The organism is Thermosynechococcus sp. B3 (genome assembly GCF_030323045.1).
GTDB lineage: Bacteria > Cyanobacteriota > Cyanobacteriia > Thermosynechococcales > Thermosynechococcaceae > Thermosynechococcus.
Genome location: NZ_CP097584.1, coordinates 565,484 through 587,424, shown reverse-complemented (window position 1 = coordinate 587,424; position 21,941 = coordinate 565,484). Strand labels below are relative to the sequence as shown.

The window sequence follows — 21,941 nt, the reverse complement described above, 5'->3', positions numbered from 1 at the left end:
CCTTGCATCGTTCATAATTTTTTAATGTAGCGCAGCGGGCTGGCGATCGCGATTGAGTTTCTTGGCAGAGGAGTATTGACGACAACAGCACACCGGCACCGCTGTCAAACCATGCCCACAGGAGAAAATCAACCACCTTTTATGACACTCTCAACAACCACCATTCCCGAACTGGAACGCCTCCATCAGCAGGCCAGCCGCTGGCAATCCCTCGCACCGCGAGAGCGCATGGGCTATCTCCAAGCAATGAAAACCCTTGCCCGTCGCCATGCTTCAGAATGGGTGACCTTGGCCTGTCAAATCAAAGGCATTGATCCCCAAGGGGTTTGGGCAGGGGAAGAGTGGACAACAGGTCCTTTGGGACTCATCCTCAAGCTGGATCACTATCTCTATGCCCTGCGTCACGAAGCCGCCCCCCCAGTGCCCCGCTGGCGAACCGCCCCCACCGGTCAGGCGATCGCTGACATTCTGCCGCGCAATTGGCAAGAGCGTTTACTTTGGTTTGGGGTGAAAGCCGAAGTTTGGCTCCAACCCGATCAACCCCCAAGTCAGGGCAGTGCCCACCGTAACCCACCGCCGCCGGGGGTCGTTGTGGTGCTGGGGGCGGGCAATATCACATCATTGTGCTTGGCGGATGCCCTCTATCAACTGGTGGCGGCCAATCGAGTGGCACTACTGAAGATGAATCCCCTCTTGGCGCCCTTGACGGAGTGTTTTCGCAAGATTTGTGCGCCCTTAATTGAGGCGGGTTTCCTTGAGATTGTTGAAGGAGATGCCGCCCTAGGGGAAGCCCTCTGCCATCATCCATTGACGCAGCACATTCACATTACCGGTTCCCACCACACCTACAATCGCCTTGTTTGGGGAGAAACGGCGGCCGAGCAGGCCATTCGCAAAGCTCGCCAACAACGGAAGCTAACCAAACCCGTGACAGCAGAACTGGGAAATGTCACTCCCCTGTTGATCGTTCCCGGCGAATGGACAGCAGCAGAACTGACCTACCAAGCCCGCCAAGTGGCCAGTGCCCTTGTCCATAACGCCAGCTTTAACTGCATTGGGGCGCAAATCCTCGTCACGGCTGCGGGATGGCCGCAGCGAGAGGCATTCCTCAACGCCCTGAAGGCACAACTGCAAGCGATTCCCCCTCGCCCTGCCTATTATCCGGGGGCGATCGCCCGCTATGAGTCGTTTCTGGTGGATTATCCCCAAGCCACGGTGCTGAGTCCCGCTGTCGAAGGCACAATTCCTTGGACCCTGATTGAAGGCCTCACCCCCACGGCCAATCCCCGCATTTTCCAAGAAGAGGTCTTTTGTGGTCTGTTGGCAGAGGTGCAACTGCCCGTTAGCGATGCCGCCGCCTACCTCACCACTGCCGTGCCCTTTGTCAATGAGCGGCTCTGGGGTACCCTCGGCTGTAGTCTAATCGTTGATCCGCGTACTGAGGCCAGCTGTGCAGAAGTGCTGGAACAGGCGATCGCCCAACTGCGCTACGGTTCTATTGCCATTAATGCGTGGGTCTCCTTGGCCTATGGATTGGGCTGTACGCCTTGGGGAGCCTTTCCCGGACATACACCAGCGGCCATTGGTTCTGGGGTGGGCGTGGTTCACAATAGCTTCCTGTTTGACTATCCCGAAAAAGCCGTGGTGCGTGTTCCCTTCCAGTTACCGGTGACGCCCCCTTGGTTCTATGGCCATCGCAGCCTACCCCAACTGGCGCAGGCGGTCATGGACATTTACGCTGGCGGCAATCCCTTGGGTTGGCTGTCCCTCTTGATGGGGGCGATGCGGGGCTAGGCTCATAGCCGAACGGTGACGGTTGTCCCCCCTTGAGGCAGTGTCAACTCCTGTGTGCGGGTTTGGCCTTGGGCTGTCACTGTTAAGCGATAGCGACCAAGATAGCCGCGTCCTTGCCATTGGCCTTGGGCATTGGTTTGACCCGTCACCTTTGTCCACCACTCCTCAAACAGCAGTTTGCGGTAGGCGATCGCCGCTGGCTTGGCGGAAAAGTCTTGGCGATAGAGTCCGGCTTGGGGACGCCAATGGTTCCCCGCCCAAAAGCCCCAAAGCAAAATTTCCTTGACTGCGGAGTGGGCAAAACCAATGCGATAAATTTGGCGCAGGGTCTGGGCCTGCTGTTGCTCATCGGCCAAACTCACACTCACTTCGGTAATTTTCAAGGGGAGATTGAACTGGGCGAGGGTATCGAGGGCCCGCTGCATTTTGGCCTCATCTAAGGGATATTCCAGATGGGCTTGAATCCCAATCCCGCCAAGGGGCACCCCTTGGGCCAAGAGACTGCGAATTTGCTCAACATAGTCGTTCAGGCGATCGCCCTCAATGATGCCGTAGTCGTTGACATAGAGAATCGCATCGGGATTGCCCTCACGGCACCATGCAAACATCTCTTTGACAATGCCCTCACCCAAGCGACTGCGGAAAAAATTGCCATGGAGCATCTCATTGTTGACATCAAATTCGTTGATCCGACCGCGATAGTGGCGACACACGGCAATGGCATGGTTTTTCACCGCTGCGCGCAATTGCTCTGGTGGCAGTGTTTTCAGCCATGGGGGATTAAACTGCTCTACTTCCCAAAAAAGGGTATGCCCCCGCATTGGCCAGCCTTGGGCCTGCACCCAGCTGAAAATGGTGTCAGCCATGGTAAAGTCCAGCTTGCCCTGCTCTGGCTCCAATTGATACCACTTGAGGGCATTTTCATGAACCGCCGCATTGAAGTTTGCCTGAGCCGTTTGTTTGTACCAAGGCGCAGCCGCGGGTGGGGAGGGGCGAAACATCTCGGTGTCAAGGGCAATGCCAAAGGGAAAGGCATGGCTTTGCTGCAGCAGTTGGATGCGGGCATGGGGAATCGGACGGCCTTGGCCATTCTCAACGACGACCGTAAGGGGCGCCTGTCGCAATTGCTCAATTTGCTGGCTGAGGGCATCAGTGGCCACAGAAGAGGCAGAGGTACCACAGGCCACCACTAAAAGAGCGGCCAAGCAACTCAACCAGAGAAAACGGCGCCAGTTCAGCATGAATCAATCCTTAGATCACTAGAGCTTCAGACGGATTGTCGCTATCCTAAGCTCCCTAATGGGTCACTTGAATCCCCTGTTGACGCAGTTGTTCGACAAAAAACTCTTCGAGGGTGGGGCGCGCAAGGCGCAGTTGGAGGATGTTGCCGCCCATCTCTTCAACGAGGGTGAGGAAGCGTTGGAGGGGAATTTTGATCACGCCTTGCCAGCGATCGCCCTGAATTTCTAAGGAATAGAGCCATTCCTGAAGGCCGTCCACATGACCGCCTTTGCCCACCACGTGATAAGCTTCGCTACTGCCAAGGAGTTCATCCACACCGCCTGCGCAAATCAATTGCCCTTGCGCCAAAATACCAATGCGATCGCAAATGGCCTCGACATCCGCCAGCACATGGCTATTAAAGAAGATCGTCTTGCCCTGCTGTTTTAAGGAAAGAATGATCTCGCGAATTTGGTAGCGGCCAAGGGGGTCGAGACCCGACATGGGTTCGTCCAAAAAGACCACTTCGGGATCGTTAATCAGGGCTTGCGCCAATCCTACCCGCTGCACCATCCCCTTCGAGTAGCGGCGCATTTGCTTTTTGCGGGCGTCCTTGAGGTTGAGGCCCACCATTTCCAACAGCAGAGGAATGCGTTCCTTGCGGGTGGCAGCACTGAGGCCAAAGAGTCCCGCCGTAAACTCTAGAAACTCCCAAGCGGTTAAATAGTCGTAAAAGTAGGGATTTTCCGGCAGGTAACCAATCCGCTGTCGCACAGCGCGATCGCCCAAGGGATGTCCCAGCAGCGTACCCTGCCCTGCACTGGGTTGCACTAGCCCCAAGAGAATCTTCAGCAGGGTGGTTTTACCGGCACCATTGGGTCCCAGCAGGCCAAAGGTTTCCCCTTGGTGCACTTGCAGCGAGACAGACTTGAGGGGCGTGAGCACCGCCCGCAGCCAAAATCCGCTACGGTAGGACTTTTGTAAGTTCTCAACCGCCACCACAGGGGGGCGATCGCCCGCAGCGTCAGCCAGCATACCGGAGATTCACCTCAGGAAGAACGAGGGCGATGGAAATGCAAACCCACCAAAGCATCATAGAGAAAGGGCAAGAAATTCCCTGGTTCCAATATACCAAGGGTTTGTTTGCAGCCGTGGGCATCGAGGAGCGGTTTAACGGCGTAGTAGGCCGGCTGCACTTTGTACCAAGGGATATTCGGCCAGAGATGGTGGATGAGGTGATAGTTTTGACCAAAAATGAGGATGTTTAGGAGGCGGCTGGGATAAACGCGGGCATTGTGCCAGCGATCGCGCTCGGTATGGGGACGATGGGGAAAATAGTCAAAAAATAGCCCCAACATCAGACCCACCACCCCAGCGGGCAAAAACCAATAGTTGAGCACGTAGTCTAAATAGCCATTAAGTGCCGCAAAGGTGACAATGCCCACCAGCGTCAAGCGACTGAGAAACCACTCTAGGAGTTCGTACTTCCGCCAAAGCTGCCGCTTAAAAAAGAAAACCTCGTGGTAGAAAAAGCGGGGCGCGATTAGCCACAGGGGTCCCCCTTTGGAAACATAATGGTCGGGATCGTTGTCTGGATCATTGACATGGGCATGGTGCTGCATGTGCACCCGCGTAAAGACAGGGAAAACAAAGCCCAACATCAGGGCACTGCCATGACCCATAATTGCATTCATGATGCGGTTACTGTGGGCAACATTGTGGGAGGCATCGTGGATTACTGTGCCCATGAGGTGCAAGGCCAGCATATTGGCCACAAATGAGACCCAGCCCGGCCAGTGACCCTGAAAGTAGCCCCAAGTGGATAGAATGGCGATCGCAAATGCGGCAAAAAACATCACTAAGGTGGGATTAAAGCCCACCGGTGGACCTAAAAATTCCTTGGGAACCGTGGCCGGGATCGCTGCCTCCGTGATCATCCGCGCGGTCGCTCCTCACATTGTTGCAAAATGTTACCTTCATACTATGTAGGCTAATCAGCGGTACAAAATCAAGTCGCACGATCCCAAAAGTGGGTCACCGCCCTTTGCTCAAGGATGGCCCTAGAACCGTTGCTCTAGTGGAGCCACAATGCTACAAACGCTGCGGATTCAGAACTTTGCCCTCGTTGCGGAGCTAGAGGTGACCTTTCAGCGGGGGTTGAATGTCCTCACGGGGGAAACGGGGGCAGGCAAGTCGATTCTCCTCGATGCCATTGATGCTCTCCTTGGGGGGAAGCTCTCGGCGCGGCAATTGCGATCGGGGACAGAGCAGGGCTGTATCGAAGCTATTTTCACCCTGACCCCCCCCAGTGAGAGACTGGCTGGCCACCCTAGAAATTGATGCTGAAGGGGATGAGGTGATCTGTAGCCGCGAGTTTAGTCTCAAGGGGGAAACCTTTCGCAGTCGCAGCCGGGTCAATGGTGTGCTAGTGAATCGCCAGCAACTTCAGGAATTGCGGCGGCACCTTGTGCGCCTGACAGCTCAAGGACAGGCAGTGCAACTGGCCAGCGCTTCTCAACAGCGGGATTGGCTCGATCGCTATGGGGGCGAGGCCTTAATGAGCCAGCGGCAGCGGGTGGCAGACGCCTACCGAGTATGGCAACAACGGCAACGGGAATTGCAGAATTTTGCCGCTCAGGAACAGCAACGGCTCCAGCGACTCGACTTACTGCACTTTCAACTGCAAGAACTGCTGCCGGCTGCCCTAGACGACCCTGAAGAACTGACCCAATTGCAACAGGATTACCAACGCCTCAGCCATGTGCAGGAACTGCAAAGCCAAAGCCAACAGGCCTATCACCTCCTCTACGAAGGGGAACCCAGTGTGGTGACGTTGCTGGCGCAAGCCCAAGGGGCACTGCAATCCATTGCCGACTGGGATCCAGCGCTTCAGCCGATGAGCGAATTGTTAGAGGGGGCGATCGCCCACACCGAAGAAGCCGCCCGCCAACTGCGCAGTTATGCTGATCGCCTCGATGCGGATCCAGCTACGCTCGATGCCCTAGGTCAGCGCATTCACCAATTACAACGCCTGTGTCGCAAGTATGGCCCTGATTTGGCCAGTGTTATTGCCTATCGCGATCGCATCCAAGCAGAATTAGCCATGCTGAGTCAAGAATCCACCAGCCAAGAGCGCCTAGCGGCAGAAGTTGCCCAACTGCGGCAGGCCCTTGAACAAGCCAGTGCTGAACTTCACGAATTACGACTAAGGGCAGCAGAACGCCTCGAACAAGACCTCCTTACCCACCTTTGCCCCCTTGGACTTCCCCAAGCCCGTTTTACCGTGCAGTTGACGACCACAGAAGCCAGTAGTAGCGGCAGTGATGAGATTACCTTTCTCTGGAGCGCCAACCCCGGTCAACCCCTGCAACCCCTTGGGGAGGTGGCCTCTGGCGGTGAAATGAGCCGATTTTTACTGGCGTTGGAGACCTGCTTGACGACACAGCAAACACCGAAAACGTTGATTTTTGATGAAATTGATGTCGGGGTCTCTGGCCGCGTCGCGGGGGCGATCGCCGAGAGTTTAAGCCGATTGGGGCAAACCCATCAGGTGTTGTGCGTTACCCATCAATCCTTGATTGCGGCAGCGGCTGATCATCACTATTTGGTGCAAAAGGACATTGATCCCAGTACCGCCACAACGGTAATTCGTGTGCAATACTTAACCAGTGAGGCACGTGTCCAAGCCCTTGCGGATTTAGCGGGGGGCGATCGCTCGGCAATGGCACTGTCATTTGCCAGTGGCCTATTGGCACAGCAACAACGCCCCTTTCCGCCTAACGCCGAAGGAATTAGCATGAAAACCTGACGATTTGATGTCCATATCCTTACAGTAAAATAAGTTTGATAGCAACATTACCGTTTGGCCGTTCTCAATGCAGCGTTCTTCCTATCCTGCCGGGGGGGATGAGTTAATGACCATTGATCAAGTGCAGCAAACTCTCCGCCGCTCCCGTGCGTCTATTTATCGTTATGTCAACACCAATCATGAAACCATGAATCCCCCCTTTGATCCCCAACGCCTCAATCCAGAGCATCGCAAAAGCCGTCGTGAACCGCTGCTGTTTCACCCCAATGAAGTGGCTCGTTTTGCCCGTGACGTGATGGGCATTACCACCCTCCAAGTGGAATTAAAAACCACGCCCCCCAATCCGACAGATGATCTCCTCAAGGAAATTCTCGGGGAATTAAAGCACATTCGCGAGGTTCTAGAGCGGGTGGAGAAGTTACTAGGAAGCTAGGCAGGTATAATACGTCTGTTTCATTTGCGCATTGACCACACATGGGTTTGCAAGCACCACGGGGAACTCGCGATATTTTGCCCGCTGAGCGGGTCTATTGGCAGTATTTAGAAACCATTGCTCGCCAGATTTTAGATCGCGCTGCCTACCGCGAAATTTGCACTCCCATTTTTGAGCAAACCCCTCTGTTTGAGCGGGGCATTGGCGAAGCCACCGATATTGTCAGTAAGGAAATGTACACCTTTAGCGATCGCGCTCAACGGTCGCTGACGCTGCGGCCAGAGGGCACGGCGGGGGTGGTGCGCGCCTATATTGAACATGGTTTGCACAGCCAAGGGGGCGTCCAACGCCTGTGGTACCTAGGGCCCATGTTTCGCTACGAGCGGCCACAGTCCGGTCGCTATCGCCAGTTTCACCAGTTGGGGGTGGAAGTTTTAGGCAGTGCCGATCCCCGTGCCGATGCCGAAGTCATTGCTGTGGCTTTAGATATTTTGCAGGCCTTGGGACTGAAGGAGTTAACCCTGATGCTCAACTCCGTGGGCGATCGCGAGGATCGCAGTGCCTATCGCCAGGCCTTGGTGGATTACCTCACCCCCTACAAAGCAGAGTTAGACCCCGATTCCCAAGAGCGTCTGCACCGCAACCCCCTGCGCATTCTCGATAGCAAAGACCCTCACACCCAAGCGATTGTGAAGGAAGCGCCGCGGCTGTTGGACTATCTCAGTCCGCGATCGCGCGACCATTTTGAGCAGGTGCAATCCCTCTTGCAGGATCTGGGTATCCGCTACCAGATAAATCCTGCCCTTGTGCGCGGCCTCGACTACTATACCCATACCGCCTTTGAATTTCAGGATTTGCGTTTGGGCAACGAGGGAACCGTCTGTGGAGGGGGGCGCTACGATCACCTTGTCGAGGAATTAGGGGGACCTGCCACCCCCGCCATTGGTTGGGCGATGGGACTGGAACGGTTGATTTTACTCCTGCGCGATCGCCCGTTGCCGCCGCGTGATCAACCCTACCTTTATATGGTGACCCGTGGCAAAGCTGCCGAACGCCAAGGCCTGATTTTGGCACAGCAATTGCGGCATCAAGGCTATACCGTAGAAATGGATCTCAGCGGCAGTGCCTTTGGTAAACAGGTCAAACGCGCCGATCGCGTCGGTGCCACCGTTTGTTTGGTGATTGGCGAGAGCGAAGCGGCCGATGGCACAGTACAGCTGAAGTGGCTGGCCTCTGGGGAACAGGTCTTGGTACCGCAACAGGAACTGTTGAGCGAAACTTGGCGATCGCGCTTTTCTGCCCCATCATGATGGCCTATTTTCTCATTAGCCACGGCAGTCCTGCCCCTGAGCCACAGGCGGCAATGGCCTTTTTGTGTCAGCAACTCACCCGCCTAGGAATGGTGGGCTGGGGCACCCTTGAGGAAGAACCACTGCCTAACAAGATTCAGGAATTCAGTGGCCAAGCGCAACGCCAAGGCGCTCAGCGGGTAGTCATTCTACCCCTGTTTTTACTGCCGGGCAACCATGTGGTGGTGGATCTGCCGCAGGCGATCGCGGCAGCCGAGTCGGTGCTTCCCATGCAATTACTCCCCTTCTTGGGGGGACAGCCGCTTTTTCAAGCATGGTTACAACGGGCGATCGCTGATGCAGCCGCCGATATTCTCCTTGGCCACGGCAGTCGTCGGCCTGAAGTTCGCCCTTGGTTTGAGGAACTGTGTCAGACCTGTGGTGTGCATCCAGCGCTCCTGACTGAAGTGGGAAGTTTAGACCATGCCATTGAGACGCGGATGGCTCAGGGATATACCAGTAGCAAAATTTATGGCTACTTTCTCTTTGGCGGTAAAACCGTTGATCAGGTCCACAGCCAACTAGCGACATTGCAAGTCAGGTATCCCCACCACGCTGTTTCCTTGGTGCCAGCCATTCAACCCACCCCCGCCTTGATCAACGTTCTTCAAGACATTCTTCAGGCAGTGCCGCTAGTGGAGCCTGTCCCATGAGTCAAGTCTTTCTCTGTGGCTACTACGGCTATGGCAATGCCGGGGACGAAGCCCTCTTGGCAACGCTCCTCGAACAGTTGCCGCCCCACGTTTCACCGGTCGTCCTCAGCGGCAATCCTACAGCTACAGCAGCCCGCTATGGCGTTGCTACCTGCGATCGCCGCCAGTGGCCAAAGGTGCTGCGCACCCTACAACAGAGCCAAGCCTTCATTTGGGGTGGTGGGAGCCTCATTCAGGATGTCACCAGTTGGCGCAGCCCCCTCTATTACCTTGGTCTGATGACGCTGGCTCAACAGTTTGGCTGTCGCACCCTTGCCTGGGCACAGGGGATTGGACCAGTGCGATCGCCCCTCTATCGTTGGTGGACACGGGCACTTCTGCGGCGTTGTCTTGCAGTCACGGTGCGCGATTCCGGGTCAGCGGCTCTCTTGCGGCAGTGGGGCATTCCCCATCAACAGGGTGCCGATCCCGTGTGGCTGATGTCAGCCCGTCCTGTTCTACCTCCCAAGGACAAGGCGCCCATTGCTGTGTGTTTACGTCCCCATCGACACCTCACGGGCGATCGCTGGCAGCTTCTAAAAATGGCCTTGCGGCAGTGGCAGGCAGAGACGGGGGTACCGCTTTTGCTGTTGCCCTTTCAGCCCCAACAGGATTTGCCCTTGGCTGAGGATCTCTATGGGGCATTGCAGCCTGAGCAGACGCAACTTGTGTCCTGTGAGGATCCCCGCGAGATGAAGGGACTGTTGGCAACAACGGCGGGGGCGATCGCCATGCGCCTCCATGCCCTGATCATGGCGGCCAGTGTGGGTTGTCGCTGTTTTGCCCTCAGCTATGATCCCAAGGTGAGTTACCTCATGGCCGATACGGGTATGGCGGGGGTTGAACTAGCAGCATTGCCCCCTGACCCCACTGCCTTGATCCACCAATGGCAACACACCTTCGCAGCCCCCGTGCCCGACTATCAACCCTACCTGCAATCGGCTGCGGTTCACAAGGCAGTACTGAATCTCCTCTAGGCCAGCCCTTCAGCAAGGATAGGATAAGATCAACTCGATGCGTCGTTTTATTGCGGCAACCCCATGAGCGAATTCCACCGCCGCTATCCGACCGGCAGCATTGTCAGTGATTTATTGCAAATTCATGACGGCCTCTTTATTGTCAAAACCACCCTCCTTGTGGGCGACACGATTTTAGCCACGGGGATGGCTGCTGCCCCCACCCTAGAACAGGCGGAAGATAGTGCCCGCCAGCGTGCCCTGCAACTTCTCGGTATTCACCTCCCTGTGCAAACGGAGGCGGAACTGATTCCCCGCACCCCCGCAGCCCTCGAGGCAGCTCCTTGGTCAGAGGCCAGCAATACTGATCTGCTCCTAGAACCCACCCCCCCTCCCAATCCCCGTCGCAGTAAGCCAGCGGTCAAACCTGTTAGCGAGAAGCCCCCCCCTAAGCGCGAACCCGTGGATCTGGCGGATGAAATTGCCCAAACCACTGTGGAAATGAAACGCTTGGGATGGACAGAAGCCCAAGGCCGTGCCTGTTTACTCGAACGCTACGGCAAGCGATCGCGCCAGCAACTGAGCGATGAAGAACTGTTGGATTTTCTCCACTTTTTGCAGCGTCAACCCAGTGCCGGAGAGCCATCGTTTTAGACCTTCAAACTCGGCAATCAAATGCAAGAAAAATTTATACTCTAGCGAAAACTTAAAGAAAAGCTATAGATTTTCACGCCAGCCCTGATCTCCCCCTTAGCTTCTTTACCATGAAGAAGTTGTTGCTGTCGAGGAAAAATCCGTGCTGGGGCCTTTTCATGTCTCACCCTTGACCCTAGGCAGTGATCCGAGTGTCCGTCGCCAGTGGATTTTTCGCCTCGTGCTGCTGATGACGGTCTTTACCCTCTTTTTGATGGCGGTGGGCAGTGCCACACGGGTGATGGATGCCGGTTTAGCCTGTCCCGATTGGCCGTTGTGCTTTGGCACGCTGGTACCGCAAATGGATTTGCAGATCTTCCTAGAGTGGTTTCACCGCCTGCTGGCCACCAGTTTAGGGCTGATGGCGATCGCCTTTGTAGGATTGAGTGTGGCTTGGCGGCAAGCTCTGCCCCCTTGGGTGCCCTCTGCTGCTGCGGCGGCACTGTGCCTTGTGATTGTGCAGGGGATTCTCGGTGGCCTGACGGTGACTGAGTTGCTGCGCTTTGAAATTGTTACCGCTCACCTGGGCACAGGACTGCTCTTCTTTTGCCTTTTGGCAGCCATCACCGTTGGTTTCGCTCCCTTTCGGGGTACGGGGAGCGCCCGTTGGTTGCGGATTGCCGCAGTGATTGCCGCGCTATGTGTCTATGGCCAAAGTTTGTTAGGGGGCTTGGTGTCTTCGCAGTGGGCAGTGCATCAGTGTCTCTATGGCGATCGCCTGTGTGTAGTCCTCAATAGCCATCTGATCGGTGCTGTCCCAGCTACCCTGAGTGTTTTAGGGGTAGTGATTGTCGCTTGGCGTAGCCCCGCCTTGGCCTCCCTCTTGCGCCAACTCAGTTTCTCACTCCTGCCAGTGGTGGCTCTGCAGGTGGCCTTGGGCTGGAGCACCCTACAACTAAAGCTACAGGTGCCGGCTCTCACCGTTGCCCATCAAATGATTGGCGCCACCCTCTTGGGGGTGTTGGTTGCCATTTCCACATTGGCGTGGCGCGATTGCCCATCCGGTTCCCTGAAGCATAAGTTTTGAACGATCTTGAGGCTCGCATGACATTCTTAGCCAGACTTTCCTCCTCAACGGGGGATCTTTCGACAAAATTAGTGGACTATGTCCAACTCACCAAACCGCGGTTAATTCTGCTTTTTTTGATTACAACTGCGGCAGCAATGGAAGTGGCAAGCCAAGGTCGGGTGGCTCCCCAATTGCTCCTGATAACCCTTGTCAGTGGTGCCTGTGCAGCGGCGGCAGCGAATACGCTCAACTGTCTCTATGACCGCGATATTGATGCCATTATGGAGCGGACGCGCCGTCGCCCTTTGCCAGCGGGTCGGGTGGCTCCTTGGGAAGCGCTGTTTCTAGCAGTGCTCTTGGCAACAACGGCCTTTAGCCTCTTGGCAGTGTTTGCCAACCTCCTGAGTGCGAGCCTTGCTATGGCCGGAATTGCGGTGTATGTGGGGGTCTATACCCACTGGCTGAAGCGGTCTTCGCCGCAAAATATCGTCATTGGCGGTGCGGCTGGGGCGATTCCCCCCTTGGTGGGTTGGGCAGCGGTGACGGGAGAACTGAGTTGGGCGGCTTGGGTGCTGTTTGCCATTATCTTTATCTGGACGCCGCCCCATTTTTGGCCGTTGGCGATGCTGATTCAAGAGGACTATGCCCGTGTGCGGGTGCCGATGTTGCCCGTTGTTGATGGCGATCGCGTCACGGCACGGCAAATTTTTCTCTACACCTTGGCACTGGTGCCCACCAGTCTGCTGTTAATCTACCCCTGTGGTGTCGTGGGCTGGGGCTATGGTGTGGTGGCGATCGCCCTTGGCAGTTGGTTTATTTACCGCGCGTGGCAGTTGACCCAAGCCCCCGAGGACAAAGAACAGGCACGCAGCCTCTTTAAGTTCTCGATTCTCTACATGATGCTGCTGTGTGCCGCCATGGTGGGCGATCGCATTCTGCTGCCCCAATTGCCAGAAAGCCTCGATGCCCTTGCTTGCCTCTTGAGTTAGGCGTGCCCCAACTGTTGCAACCACTCAATGAGGATCGGGTTCACCAGCTCCGGGCGATCGTCATGGGGACAATGGCCAGTATTGGGCAGTCGCTCAATGCGAATCGGCAAGCGATCTTGATGGGCTGCAAAGTGCTGAGTCCCCGACACCGGCGTCCAAGGATCCACCTCACCCCAGAGCACCAGAATCGGCACTTGAACCTCTGGCAGCAAATCCACAATTTTCGGTCCCGGCGGTGCTGAAATCACACGGGCAAACACTTCTTTGGCACCGGCATCCATGGCGGGCCGATGCAGCAGTTCCACCAATTCATCGGTAATAGCGTCGGGATTGGCATAGACTTGGGTCAGGGTTTTGCGGATGCGCGCTGGCTGGCGAATTTGATCAAAAATAATGTGACCAATGATAGGAGAGGCTACTAAGGCGCGAAAAATAGCTGTAAAGAGACTCTGCGTCCAGTTCAGTTCATTGGGACGGTGGTTGAGTCCCCCGGCACAGTTGAGAACACTCACCGCACGGCAGGTGTGGCCATAGCGAGCCGCCATCATCAGACACAGCAGACCACCAATGGAATTCCCTACCCAAACCACGGGTTCCCCAATGTGGGCTTGCCAAAAGTCCGCCAGTAGCTCGGCCCACAGATCCAAACTGTAGGTTAAATCCGGCTTTGCCGAAGCACCAAAACCCAGTAAATCAAGGGCATAAACACGGTAACCTGCGGCGGTGAGAGCAGGGATATTTTTGCGCCAGTGACCAATAGAGGCACCAAAACCATGAACCAACACCACTGGGGCACCGCTACCATTGACGCTGTAGCGAATGCGATGGCCACGCCAAGTCCAATCTGCGGTGGGAAAAGCTGCGGTGGCTGAAAGCGTAGAGGTCATTCTGCCCATTCCCGAAATGTATTACTTTTAGAATAGCGATCTTTAAGTTTCGTAACAATTTTATGGCAACCGCACTGATTACGGGGGCAACGGGGGGATTAGGGCAGGCCTTTGCCCAAGCCTTGGCCGATCGCCAGCACGCTTTGATTCTCACTGGTCGCCGCCTCGACACCCTAGAAGAGCTAAAGACCCAGCTCAGCACACAAGTACCGGTTGTAGGTATTCCCCAAGACCTCAGCGAACCCAATGCGGCGCTCCGCCTCTATGAACAGATTCAGTCCCTAGGACTAACGGTGGATGTATTAGTCAATAATGCCGGCTTTGGGGATTATGGTGCCTTTGGCGATCGCGATCGCCAGCAATTGACGGCCATGCTCCAAGTGAACATTACAGCGCTAGTAGAACTCACCCATCTCGTGCTCCAAGAAATGCGCTCCCGCCGCCAAGGTACGATCATCAACGTTAGCTCCATTGCTGCCTGTCAGCCCCTGCCCTACCTCGCCGTCTATGCCGCCAGCAAAGCCTTTGTTCGCCACTTCAGCGAAGCCCTGTGGGCAGAAGTCAAACCCCTAGGCATTCGTGTCCTAGGAGTGTGTCCAGGGCCAACGGCCACCGATTTCTTTGAGCGGGCAGATATGCTGCGCAACCCCGCGCTTCTTGCCCGGCAGGACACTCCCGAACAGGTGGTTGCCGAAACCCTTGCGGCTTTGCAAACCGATGTGGCCACGATCATTCCCGGACAGCCCGCTAACCGCTTCTTGGCCTTTGCCGGTCGCTGGGTACCGCGTCAGTGGTTGGTGCGGCAGTTAGAACCCCGCTTCCGTCCCCCCACTCAGTAGGAGCAAGCCCAAAAAGGAGCCACTATTCCAGATGCTGTGGAGAATCATGGCTGCACCGATATTTTGCGATCGCCAGTAGATGTAGCTGAGCACGGTTCCCAAAACCGTCAAGGGCAATAGATCGGCCAAATTCAGGTGGGCAATGGCAAAGAGGAGTCCCGTCACCCCCATGGCAGTGCCGAAGGGCAAATAGGATTGCACCGAACGAAAGAAAAATCCTCGAAAGAGAATCTCCTCAAAGAAGGGTGCCATCACTGCCACCATGACATAGAGTAGGGCAAAGGTGGTATAATCGCGGCTTTGTAAAATAATTTCCAGTAGGGGATTGCCGCCCCCTTGATTTTTCAGCAGGGCTTGACTAATCAGGGAACTGACCACGACTAACGGCAGTGCCGCCAAATAACCGCCGACCCCCCAACGCAAGGCACCCCCTAACCCCCCTTGCCAACATAACCAATCCGCAGGGCGCTTACCAAAGGGACGCAGAAAGTACCACAGCCAGCCCAAGCCAGCAACCATCATCATCCCGTAGCTCATTAAGGCATACAGCGTTTGAGCCATGGCAGAGCCCAGTGGCAGTCCTAGGCCGATCAGGGAGCGCACCAAGGGCATCAATACCAAACTAATGGCAAAGAAGAGAGCAAACCAGATCACCATGCCTTCCCACAGGGTTTCCCAGCCCCATGTCACGGGGGTCAGGGGTGGCAGAGTGTTCCCGTGCTGGCGGCGGCGCAGGTGTTGATAGATCCAGACAATCCAAAGCACAATCCCAATTAAACTCCCCAAAACAGGAGTGACACCAAGGAGGGCAAGGCGATAGAAGGCCGCTTGGGCGCGATTTTGTTCTGCACGGGTCAAGGTCATCAGGGCGTCGGATCGCTGTTGCAGTTCATAGAGGCGTTCGAGGGCGCGATCGCGAAACCAGCCTTGGAGTGTATTTTTAATCAATGGTTCGGCATCTGGCAGCAATTGCGGGGGATCGGTCCACAATCCCATCAGCACTTCTGCGGTACTGCGGGTTGCCCCTTGAGCCTCATTAATGAGGAGTTGCCATGTGTTGAGGGCGCGATCGTGCTGGCCGGCATCGGCATAGAGCAGTCCCAATTGAAGACGCAGCGGTTGGTTTTGTGGTGTGGGTGTGGCCAGTACCTCTTCATAGGCTTTGATTGCGCTTTCCACATTCCCCACAAGGCGATCGCGGGTTGTGGCATCTCCCAGACCCTGCCATTCTCGGGCTTGTAGTGACAAATTGGTCTGAAATAGGTTAATTTGCCCTTGGGTTTGGGGTTCTAAATAACTGCCCAGCAACGACACCGTCATGAGAGCAGCGACCATGACACTGAGGGCTGCAAGCACCAACCGCTTTAGAGACATAGGGCAAAGCTGACAAGGGACTCCCCAAAACCTTAGCGGAAAGCGACCCAAGGGATCAATCCAGTGCTTGCTTCAATGTCCCGATCTCGATTAAATGGAGACTTGTTGCGTGGACATGATTCTATGGGTATTGATCTGAGCCGTATTCCTGCCCAACCCAAGCCGGGTGTTGTCAATGTGCTGGTGGAAATTGCGGGGGGCAGTCGTAATAAATATGAGTTTGACAAGGAAATGAACGTCTTTGCCCTCGATCGCGTGCTCTATTCGGCGGTGACCTATCCCTATGATTATGGGTTCATTCCCAACACACTGGCGGATGATGGCGATCCCCTCGATGGTCTAGTGATCATGGATGAGCCGACGTTTCCGGGATGTGTGATTCCTGCCCGTCCTATTGGCATGCTGGAGATGATTGACAGTGGCGATCGCGACGAGAAAATTCTCTGTGTGCCTGTTGATGATCCTCGCTATGCCGAGGTGAAGTCCCTCAAGGACATTGCGCCCCACCGCCTCGAAGAAATCGCTGAGTTCTTCCGTACCTACAAGAATCTGCAAAAGAAAGTGACTGAAATTCTTGGCTGGCAGGATGTGGATGCGGTGCAGCCCCTTGTTGAAAAATGCATCAAGGCCTATAAAGGCTAGTGCCTAACCAGCACACGCTCTAAAAAGAGGCGGGTTCGCTCCTGTTGCGGACGACGAAACAGTTCTTGGGGCGATCCTTCCTCAATAATTTGGCCATCGGCAAGAAAGACGACGCGGCAAGAGACTTCACGGGCAAATTGCATTTCGTGGGTGACCACCACCATGGTCATTGCTTCTTCGGCCAGTTGTCGCATCACGGCGAGGACATCCCCCACTAGCTCCGGGTCAAGGGCAGAGGTGGGTTCGTCAAAGAGGAGAATTTCCGGCTGCATGGCCAAGGCGCGGGCGATCGCCACCCGTTGTTGTTGCCCCCCGGAGAGTTGCCGAGGATAGGCATCCCGTTTGTCCAGCAATCCTACTTTGGTCAATAAACTTTCAGCCATTTCAATAGCCACGCGGCGGGGGAGCTTGCGCACAAGGATCGGCGCTTCGATGATGTTTTGCAAGACTGTCATGTGGGGAAAGAGGTTAAAGTTCTGAAAGACCATACCCACATCCCGGCGAATCACCCGCAGTTGTTGCGGCGTTGGCACTGGGGGCAGGTAATGACCGAGAATGAGAATCTCCCCCGATTGGTACGTCTCCAACCCATTCAAGCAGCGGAGCAAGGTGCTTTTGCCAGAACCACTGGGGCCAATGAGGGCAACCACCTCTTGCTTAGCAACGGTGAAGTTGATGTCCTTCAGGACGTGGCGATCGCCAAAATATTTATTGAGGTGGCGGGTTTGGATCACGATTTCTGGGGCTGCCCCACGCTGAGTCATCGCTGCTACCTAAAAACCGTTATGCTGACTAAACAGATTCTCCGCATCGCCCATTGGTTAGGCTAGGGTTATCAATATAAGGAAGTGCTTCTCCTTGCTCCCCATGATACGGTGGGAGAACACAATTCTATGATCGATCGCTAAACTTGAGAGTGCCGAAAAACCCATCCCGCAGCATCTGCTATGTCCACCCTTGTTATCGTTGAATCCCCGACAAAAGCCCATACCATTCGCAAATTTCTGCCCCCGGACTATCGCGTTGAAGCCTCGATGGGTCATGTCCGTGATCTGCCCCGCAGCGCTGCTGATGTGCCCCCCGAACTCAAGGGGGAGGAGTGGGCAACCCTAGGGGTGAATGTCGCTGCTGGCTTTGAACCCCTCTACATTGTCCCCAAAGACAAGCAAAAAGTTGTCAAAGACCTGAAAACGGCCCTGAAAACTGCTGATGAACTCCTGCTTGCGACCGATGAAGACCGCGAAGGCGAAAGTATTAGTTGGCACTTGCTGCAACTGTTGGAGCCAAAGGTGCCCGTGCGGCGCATGGTCTTCCATGAAATTACGGAAGAGGCCATCCGAGAAGCCCTGCGCAATTGCCGCGATGTCAATCAACAACTCGTGCGTGCCCAAGAAACGCGGCGTATCCTCGATCGCTTGGTGGGCTATACCCTGTCGCCCCTGCTGTGGCGGAAAATTGCTCCCCATCTGTCGGCGGGGCGGGTGCAGTCGGTGGCAGTGCGTCTATTGGTGCAACGGGAGCGGGAACGGCTGGCCTTCCGCAAGGGGCAATTTTGGGATCTCAAGGCCACGCTGGATCAACGGGGAACCCTCTTTCCAGCCCGTTTGGTGAGTGTCGGCGGTCAACGCTTGGCCACGGGCAATGATTTTGATCCTGCTACAGGACAGGTGCGCAACCCTGATGCTGTCTTGCTCTTGGATGAGGCGGCGGCCAATGCCCTGCGCGATCGCCTGCTGACGGAAACATGGACGGTCACTGAACAAGAGGAGCGCCAACAAACCCGCAAACCCGCTCCTCCCTTTACCACCTCGACGCTGCAACAGGAAGCCAACCGCAAACTGCACCTCTCGGCCCAGGAGACGATGCGCATTGCCCAAAAGCTCTATGAAGAGGGCTATATCACCTATATGCGCACGGACTCTGTGCATCTGTCGGAACAGGCGATCGCTGCCGCTCGCAGTTGTGTGGAAGCCATGTACGGCAAAGCCTTTTTGTCGCCCCAGCCGCGGCAGTACACCACCAAAACCAAGGGCGCCCAAGAAGCCCACGAAGCGATTCGCCCTGCGGGTAGTCAGTTTCGCACCCCCCAAGAAACCGGCCTTAAGGATCGGGAACTGGAACTCTACGAACTGATCTGGAAGCGCACAGTGGCCTCACAAATGGCTGATGCCCGCGTCACCCTGCTAACGGTCTCGATTACGGCGGGGGATGCCCTCTTCCGTGCCCACGGTAAACGCATTGATTTTCCGGGCTTTTTCCGTGCCTATGTGGAAGGGTCGGATGATCCCGATGCCGCCCTCGAAAGCCAAGAGGTGATGCTGCCCCTGATGCAGGTGGGCGATATTCTCCGCTGCCAAGCCCTTGAAAGTGTCGGTCACGAAACCCAGCCGCCGCCACGCTACACCGAAGCCAGCCTTGTTAAAGCCCTCGAGCAAGCCGGCATTGGGCGTCCCAGCACCTACGCCACCATCATCAGCACGATCCAAGACCGCGAGTATGCCATTCGGCGGGGCAATGCCCTTGAACCCACCTTTACTGCCTTTGCGGTTACGGCACTGCTGGAGAAATACTTCCCCGACTTAGTGGACATTAACTTCACGGCGCGGATGGAGCAAACCCTTGATGAGATTTCCACGGGGGAGGTGCAGTGGCAACCCTACCTTGAATCCTTCTATCTGGGTGAAAACGGCCTTGAGCAGCAGGTCAAAGAGCGGGAGCGCACAATTGAGTCCACAGAAGCCCGGGCGATCGCCCTGCCAGAACTGAATGCCGAAGTGGTGGTGGGTCGCTTTGGTCCTTTTGTCGTCTATCAAAATGGCAATGGCAGCGAACCGATTAAAGCCTCGTTGCCCCAAGATGCCACTCCCGGTAGCCTCACCCGCGAACAAGTGGAGCAATTAATTCGCCAAAAACTAGAGGGTCCCGACAAGCTAGGTGTGCATCCTGAAACTGGCGAACCGATCTTCTTGCTAACGGGGCGCTTTGGTCCCTATGTGCAGTTGGGGGAAGCCACAGCGGCCAATCCAAAACCCAAACGAGCCTCGTTACCCAAGGGGGTCAGTCCCGATGAAGTCACTCTAGACTTGGCGATTACGCTGTTGTCGCTGCCCCGCATATTGGGGGTTCATCCCGAAACGGGCAAACTGATTCAAGCCAATCAAGGTCGCTTTGGCCCCTACATTGTCCATGACCCTGAGGGGGAAAAGGACTATCGTTCCCTCAGGGGGGAGGATGATGTTTATACGATTACCCTAGAGCGTGCCTTGGAGCTGCTGGCGACCCCGAAAGCGAGTCGTGGCCGTGCCAAAAAACAGGTGCTCGCGGTGTTGGGGACTCACCCAGAGGATGGCGAACCGGTGCAGATCTTGGATGGTCCCTATGGTCCCTATGTCAACCACGGCAAGGTGAATGCCTCACTGCCGGAAGGGGTGAGTCCAGAGACCATGACCCTTGAGCAAGCCCTGCCCCTATTGGCGGAGAAAGCACCGAAGAAAACCCGCCGCAGCGCAACAGCCACTGCCCCGAAACCAAAATCAACCACCAAAAAGACCAGTACAAAGACGGCCACCAAGACCGCAAAAACCAGCCGCCGTAAGTCAACGGAAACCTAGGTGAATTCCCCTTTTGCTGCTGAAACTCTCCTCTTTGAGCGATCGCGCCCGCGGCCAGAGGCACTGCGCGTCATCTATGGCTTTCCCAATACCTACAGCGTTGGCATTACCAGCTTAGGGTATCAACTAGTGTGGGCACAACTGGCCAGCCGTCCTGATGTGGCCGTGAGTCGCCTCTTTACCGATGTGCACGAACTCCTGCCTCGAGATCCCGAGTTAGTGGGCTTTTCCTTCTCGTGGGAGTTGGACTACGGCAATCTATTGGCGCTCTTGGAGCAGTTGGGCATTCCCATTTGGCAGCGCGATCGCCACGATCGCTATCCTTTGATCTTTGGCGGTGGTCCAGTGCTGACGGCCAATCCCGAACCCTTTGCCGACTTTTTTGATGTCATTTTGCTAGGGGACGCCGAACCGCTTTTAGATCCCTTTCTGACGACAATGGCGCAGGTGCGCACTGCTGCGCGATCGCAACAGTTGGAAGCCCTTGCCCAAGTGCCCGGCCTCTATGTCCCCAGTCTTTATGCCGTCAGTTATGCCAGTGCCACAGGCCCGATTCAAGGAATTGAACCCCGAAAGCCCACGGTACCCGCCACAGTGACCAAACAAGTCCATCGCGGCAATACCCTTGCTGCCTCAACGGTGGTCACCCCCCTCGCCGCTTGGGAAAAGATTTACATGGTGGAGGTGGTGCGTAGTTGTCCAGAGCTATGTCGCTTTTGTTTGGCCAGTTATTTGACCTTGCCCTTTCGCACGCCCAGTCTCGAAACACTGATTCCTGCCATTGAGCGGGGGCTAGCGGTCACCGATCGCCTAGGGCTTTTGGGTGCCTCGATTACCCAGCATCCCGAATTTCCCGCCTTGATTGAGTATCTAGGCCAACCACAATTTGACCATGTGCGGGTGAGTTTAGCGTCTGTGCGCACAAATACGGTCACTGAATCCCTTGCCCAACTCTTGAGTCAACGGGGCAGTCAATCCCTGACGATCGCCATCGAAACGGGGTCTGAGCGTCTGCGCCAAGTGATCAACAAAAAGCTTGGGACTGAGGAGATTCTTGCTGCTGCCAGCCATGCCCAAGCCGGCGGCCTCAAGGGGCTAAAGTTTTATGGCATGGTGGGACTGCCCACAGAAACCGATGCCGATGTTGCAGCTACGGTGGATCTCTTTCGCCAATTGAAAAAAACAGCGCCGCGCCTGCGACTCACCCTTGGCTGTAGTACCTTTGTGCCCAAGGCCCATACCCCTTTCCAGTGGTGGGGCGTGCAACCCGTAGCCGAAAAACGTCTTAAGTTCCTGAAAAAAGAATTGGCCAAATTGGGGATTGAGTTTCGTCCTGAATCCTATAATGACTCGCTGATTCAAGCTTTAATTTCGCGGGGCGATCGCCGGCTTGCTCCCCTGCTTGAGCAGGTGCGTCACTATGGCACTTCCTTGGGCAGTTATCGGCGGGCGTTTAAGGAACTGCGCGGACAGTTGCCCGACTTTGAAGCCTACGTCACTGCTAATTGGCCAGAGGAAACGATCTTACCGTGGCAGCATCTCCAGAGTGGCCTGCCCACTAAAACCTTGCAAAATCATCTGCAGCGAGCGATCGCCTAGGCCAGTCTGCGCTGATACCCCTGTTTAGTGACTTTAGCCTGAAAA

At 55.7% G+C, this 21,941-nt stretch carries 20 protein-coding genes; 14 read left to right on the top strand and 6 right to left on the bottom strand.

Features of this window, described 5'->3' with window-relative positions; genetic code table 11:
* Positions 1-75 precede the first annotated feature (75 nt).
* A complete protein-coding gene (locus tag M0646_RS02970; RefSeq protein ID WP_286649850.1) occupies positions 76-1,794 on the top strand; it encodes an aldehyde dehydrogenase family protein in 1,719 nt (572 codons plus the stop codon).
* A 2-nt stretch (positions 1,795-1,796) separates the two neighbouring features.
* On the opposite strand, the gene M0646_RS02965 is transcribed toward M0646_RS02970, so the two are convergent.
* The 3 genes from M0646_RS02965 to crtR are packed head-to-tail and all read right to left on the bottom strand — an operon-like array spanning position 1,797 to position 4,949.
* Positions 1,797-3,035 carry an endo-1,4-beta-xylanase gene (locus tag M0646_RS02965; RefSeq protein WP_286649849.1) on the bottom strand — a complete coding sequence of 413 codons (1,239 nt, stop codon included), beginning with the start codon at positions 3,033-3,035 and terminating at the stop codon, positions 1,797-1,799.
* A 55-nt stretch (positions 3,036-3,090) separates the two neighbouring features.
* Positions 3,091-4,050, bottom strand: a complete 960-nt coding sequence (locus M0646_RS02960) for an ABC transporter ATP-binding protein (protein WP_286649848.1) — start codon at positions 4,048-4,050, stop codon at positions 3,091-3,093.
* A gap of 14 nt (positions 4,051-4,064) precedes the next feature.
* Entirely contained in the window at positions 4,065-4,949 is an 885-nt protein-coding gene (gene crtR, locus M0646_RS02955) for a beta-carotene hydroxylase (protein ID WP_399374963.1), read from the bottom strand.
* Positions 4,950-5,103: 154 nt separating this feature from the next.
* Here crtR and M0646_RS02950 point away from each other — a divergent pair, with 154 nt between their 5' ends.
* From M0646_RS02950 to M0646_RS02910, 9 genes are all read left to right on the top strand, one after another.
* A complete protein-coding gene (locus M0646_RS02950; protein WP_286649846.1) occupies positions 5,104-5,355 on the top strand; it encodes an AAA family ATPase in 252 nt (83 codons plus the stop codon).
* The gene (gene recN / locus M0646_RS02945; protein WP_286649845.1) at positions 5,324-6,823 is read left to right on the top strand and encodes a DNA repair protein RecN; all 1,500 of its coding nucleotides are present in this window, start codon (positions 5,324-5,326) and stop codon (positions 6,821-6,823) included. The genes M0646_RS02950 and recN overlap by 32 nt, the downstream gene beginning before the upstream one ends.
* 67 nt (positions 6,824-6,890) lie before the next feature.
* Positions 6,891-7,256, top strand: coding sequence for a resolvase (locus M0646_RS02940; RefSeq protein ID WP_206199471.1), 366 nt, complete (start codon positions 6,891-6,893; stop codon positions 7,254-7,256).
* A 41-nt stretch (positions 7,257-7,297) separates the two neighbouring features.
* Positions 7,298-8,566: a histidine--tRNA ligase gene (hisS, locus tag M0646_RS02935; protein WP_206199470.1), complete on the top strand. Its 1,269-nt coding sequence runs from the start codon at positions 7,298-7,300 to the stop codon at positions 8,564-8,566.
* The gene (locus M0646_RS02930; protein ID WP_149818002.1) at positions 8,563-9,258 is read left to right on the top strand and encodes a sirohydrochlorin chelatase; all 696 of its coding nucleotides are present in this window, start codon (positions 8,563-8,565) and stop codon (positions 9,256-9,258) included. Before hisS ends, M0646_RS02930 begins: the two co-directional genes overlap by 4 nt.
* Complete coding sequence (csaB, locus tag M0646_RS02925) at positions 9,255-10,274, top strand: polysaccharide pyruvyl transferase CsaB (protein ID WP_149818000.1); 1,020 nt, start codon at positions 9,255-9,257, stop codon at positions 10,272-10,274. Before M0646_RS02930 ends, csaB begins: the two co-directional genes overlap by 4 nt.
* Before the next feature lie 63 nt (positions 10,275-10,337).
* Positions 10,338-10,907: a hypothetical protein gene (locus M0646_RS02920; RefSeq protein WP_149817998.1), complete on the top strand. Its 570-nt coding sequence runs from the start codon at positions 10,338-10,340 to the stop codon at positions 10,905-10,907.
* A 142-nt stretch (positions 10,908-11,049) separates the two neighbouring features.
* Positions 11,050-11,973 carry a heme A synthase gene (locus M0646_RS02915; RefSeq protein ID WP_286649844.1) on the top strand — a complete coding sequence of 308 codons (924 nt, stop codon included), beginning with the start codon at positions 11,050-11,052 and terminating at the stop codon, positions 11,971-11,973.
* A 17-nt stretch (positions 11,974-11,990) separates the two neighbouring features.
* The gene (locus M0646_RS02910) at positions 11,991-12,944 is read left to right on the top strand and encodes a heme o synthase (protein WP_149817994.1); all 954 of its coding nucleotides are present in this window, start codon (positions 11,991-11,993) and stop codon (positions 12,942-12,944) included.
* Here the strand turns inward: M0646_RS02910 and M0646_RS02905 are convergent.
* Positions 12,941-13,831, bottom strand: coding sequence for an alpha/beta fold hydrolase (locus M0646_RS02905; protein ID WP_286626514.1), 891 nt, complete (start codon positions 13,829-13,831; stop codon positions 12,941-12,943). The two genes, M0646_RS02910 and M0646_RS02905, sit on opposite strands and share 4 nt — an antisense overlap.
* Before the next feature lie 62 nt (positions 13,832-13,893).
* Between M0646_RS02905 and M0646_RS02900 the strand changes: the two genes are divergently transcribed.
* A complete protein-coding gene (locus M0646_RS02900; protein WP_286649843.1) occupies positions 13,894-14,670 on the top strand; it encodes an SDR family oxidoreductase in 777 nt (258 codons plus the stop codon).
* Here the strand turns inward: M0646_RS02900 and M0646_RS02895 are convergent.
* A complete protein-coding gene (locus M0646_RS02895) occupies positions 14,638-16,044 on the bottom strand; it encodes a type II CAAX prenyl endopeptidase Rce1 family protein (protein ID WP_286649842.1) in 1,407 nt (468 codons plus the stop codon). The genes M0646_RS02900 and M0646_RS02895 overlap by 33 nt on opposite strands.
* Positions 16,045-16,173: 129 nt before the next feature.
* On the opposite strand from M0646_RS02895, the gene M0646_RS02890 reads away from it, so the two are divergent.
* Positions 16,174-16,686: an inorganic diphosphatase gene (locus tag M0646_RS02890; RefSeq protein WP_286649992.1), complete on the top strand. Its 513-nt coding sequence runs from the start codon at positions 16,174-16,176 to the stop codon at positions 16,684-16,686.
* Here M0646_RS02890 and M0646_RS02885 read toward each other — a convergent pair.
* Positions 16,683-17,450 (bottom strand): amino acid ABC transporter ATP-binding protein, encoded by a 768-nt coding sequence (locus M0646_RS02885; protein ID WP_149817982.1) that lies wholly within the window; start codon positions 17,448-17,450, stop codon positions 16,683-16,685. The genes M0646_RS02890 and M0646_RS02885 overlap by 4 nt on opposite strands.
* Before the next feature lie 183 nt (positions 17,451-17,633).
* Between M0646_RS02885 and topA the strand changes: the two genes are divergently transcribed.
* The gene (gene topA, locus M0646_RS02880; RefSeq protein WP_149817980.1) at positions 17,634-20,297 is read left to right on the top strand and encodes a type I DNA topoisomerase; all 2,664 of its coding nucleotides are present in this window, start codon (positions 17,634-17,636) and stop codon (positions 20,295-20,297) included.
* Complete coding sequence (locus M0646_RS02875) at positions 20,298-21,896, top strand: radical SAM protein (RefSeq protein WP_286649841.1); 1,599 nt, start codon at positions 20,298-20,300, stop codon at positions 21,894-21,896.
* Positions 21,897-21,941: the final 45 nt, after the last annotated feature.

Excerpts from the sequence above, each read along its gene's own strand:
- M0646_RS02965 (WP_286649849.1), bottom strand. The coding sequence starts at position 3,035 with ATGCTGAACTGGCGCCGTTTTCTCTGGTTGAGTTGCTTGGCCGCTCTT.
- M0646_RS02960 (WP_286649848.1), bottom strand. The coding sequence starts at position 4,050 with ATGCTGGCTGACGCTGCGGGCGATCGCCCCCCTGTGGTGGCGGTTGAG.
- M0646_RS02950 (WP_286649846.1), top strand. The coding sequence starts at position 5,104 with ATGCTACAAACGCTGCGGATTCAGAACTTTGCCCTCGTTGCGGAGCTA.
- M0646_RS02940 (WP_206199471.1), top strand. The coding sequence starts at position 6,891 with ATGCAGCGTTCTTCCTATCCTGCCGGGGGGGATGAGTTAATGACCATT.
- hisS (WP_206199470.1), top strand. The coding sequence starts at position 7,298 with ATGGGTTTGCAAGCACCACGGGGAACTCGCGATATTTTGCCCGCTGAG.
- M0646_RS02930 (WP_149818002.1), top strand. The coding sequence starts at position 8,563 with ATGATGGCCTATTTTCTCATTAGCCACGGCAGTCCTGCCCCTGAGCCA.
- csaB (WP_149818000.1), top strand. The coding sequence starts at position 9,255 with ATGAGTCAAGTCTTTCTCTGTGGCTACTACGGCTATGGCAATGCCGGG.
- M0646_RS02920 (WP_149817998.1), top strand. The coding sequence starts at position 10,338 with ATGAGCGAATTCCACCGCCGCTATCCGACCGGCAGCATTGTCAGTGAT.
- M0646_RS02910 (WP_149817994.1), top strand. The coding sequence starts at position 11,991 with ATGACATTCTTAGCCAGACTTTCCTCCTCAACGGGGGATCTTTCGACA.
- M0646_RS02905 (WP_286626514.1), bottom strand. The coding sequence starts at position 13,831 with ATGACCTCTACGCTTTCAGCCACCGCAGCTTTTCCCACCGCAGATTGG.
- M0646_RS02900 (WP_286649843.1), top strand. The coding sequence starts at position 13,894 with ATGGCAACCGCACTGATTACGGGGGCAACGGGGGGATTAGGGCAGGCC.
- M0646_RS02895 (WP_286649842.1), bottom strand. The coding sequence starts at position 16,044 with ATGTCTCTAAAGCGGTTGGTGCTTGCAGCCCTCAGTGTCATGGTCGCT.
- M0646_RS02885 (WP_149817982.1), bottom strand. The coding sequence starts at position 17,450 with ATGACTCAGCGTGGGGCAGCCCCAGAAATCGTGATCCAAACCCGCCAC.
- topA (WP_149817980.1), top strand. The coding sequence starts at position 17,634 with ATGTCCACCCTTGTTATCGTTGAATCCCCGACAAAAGCCCATACCATT.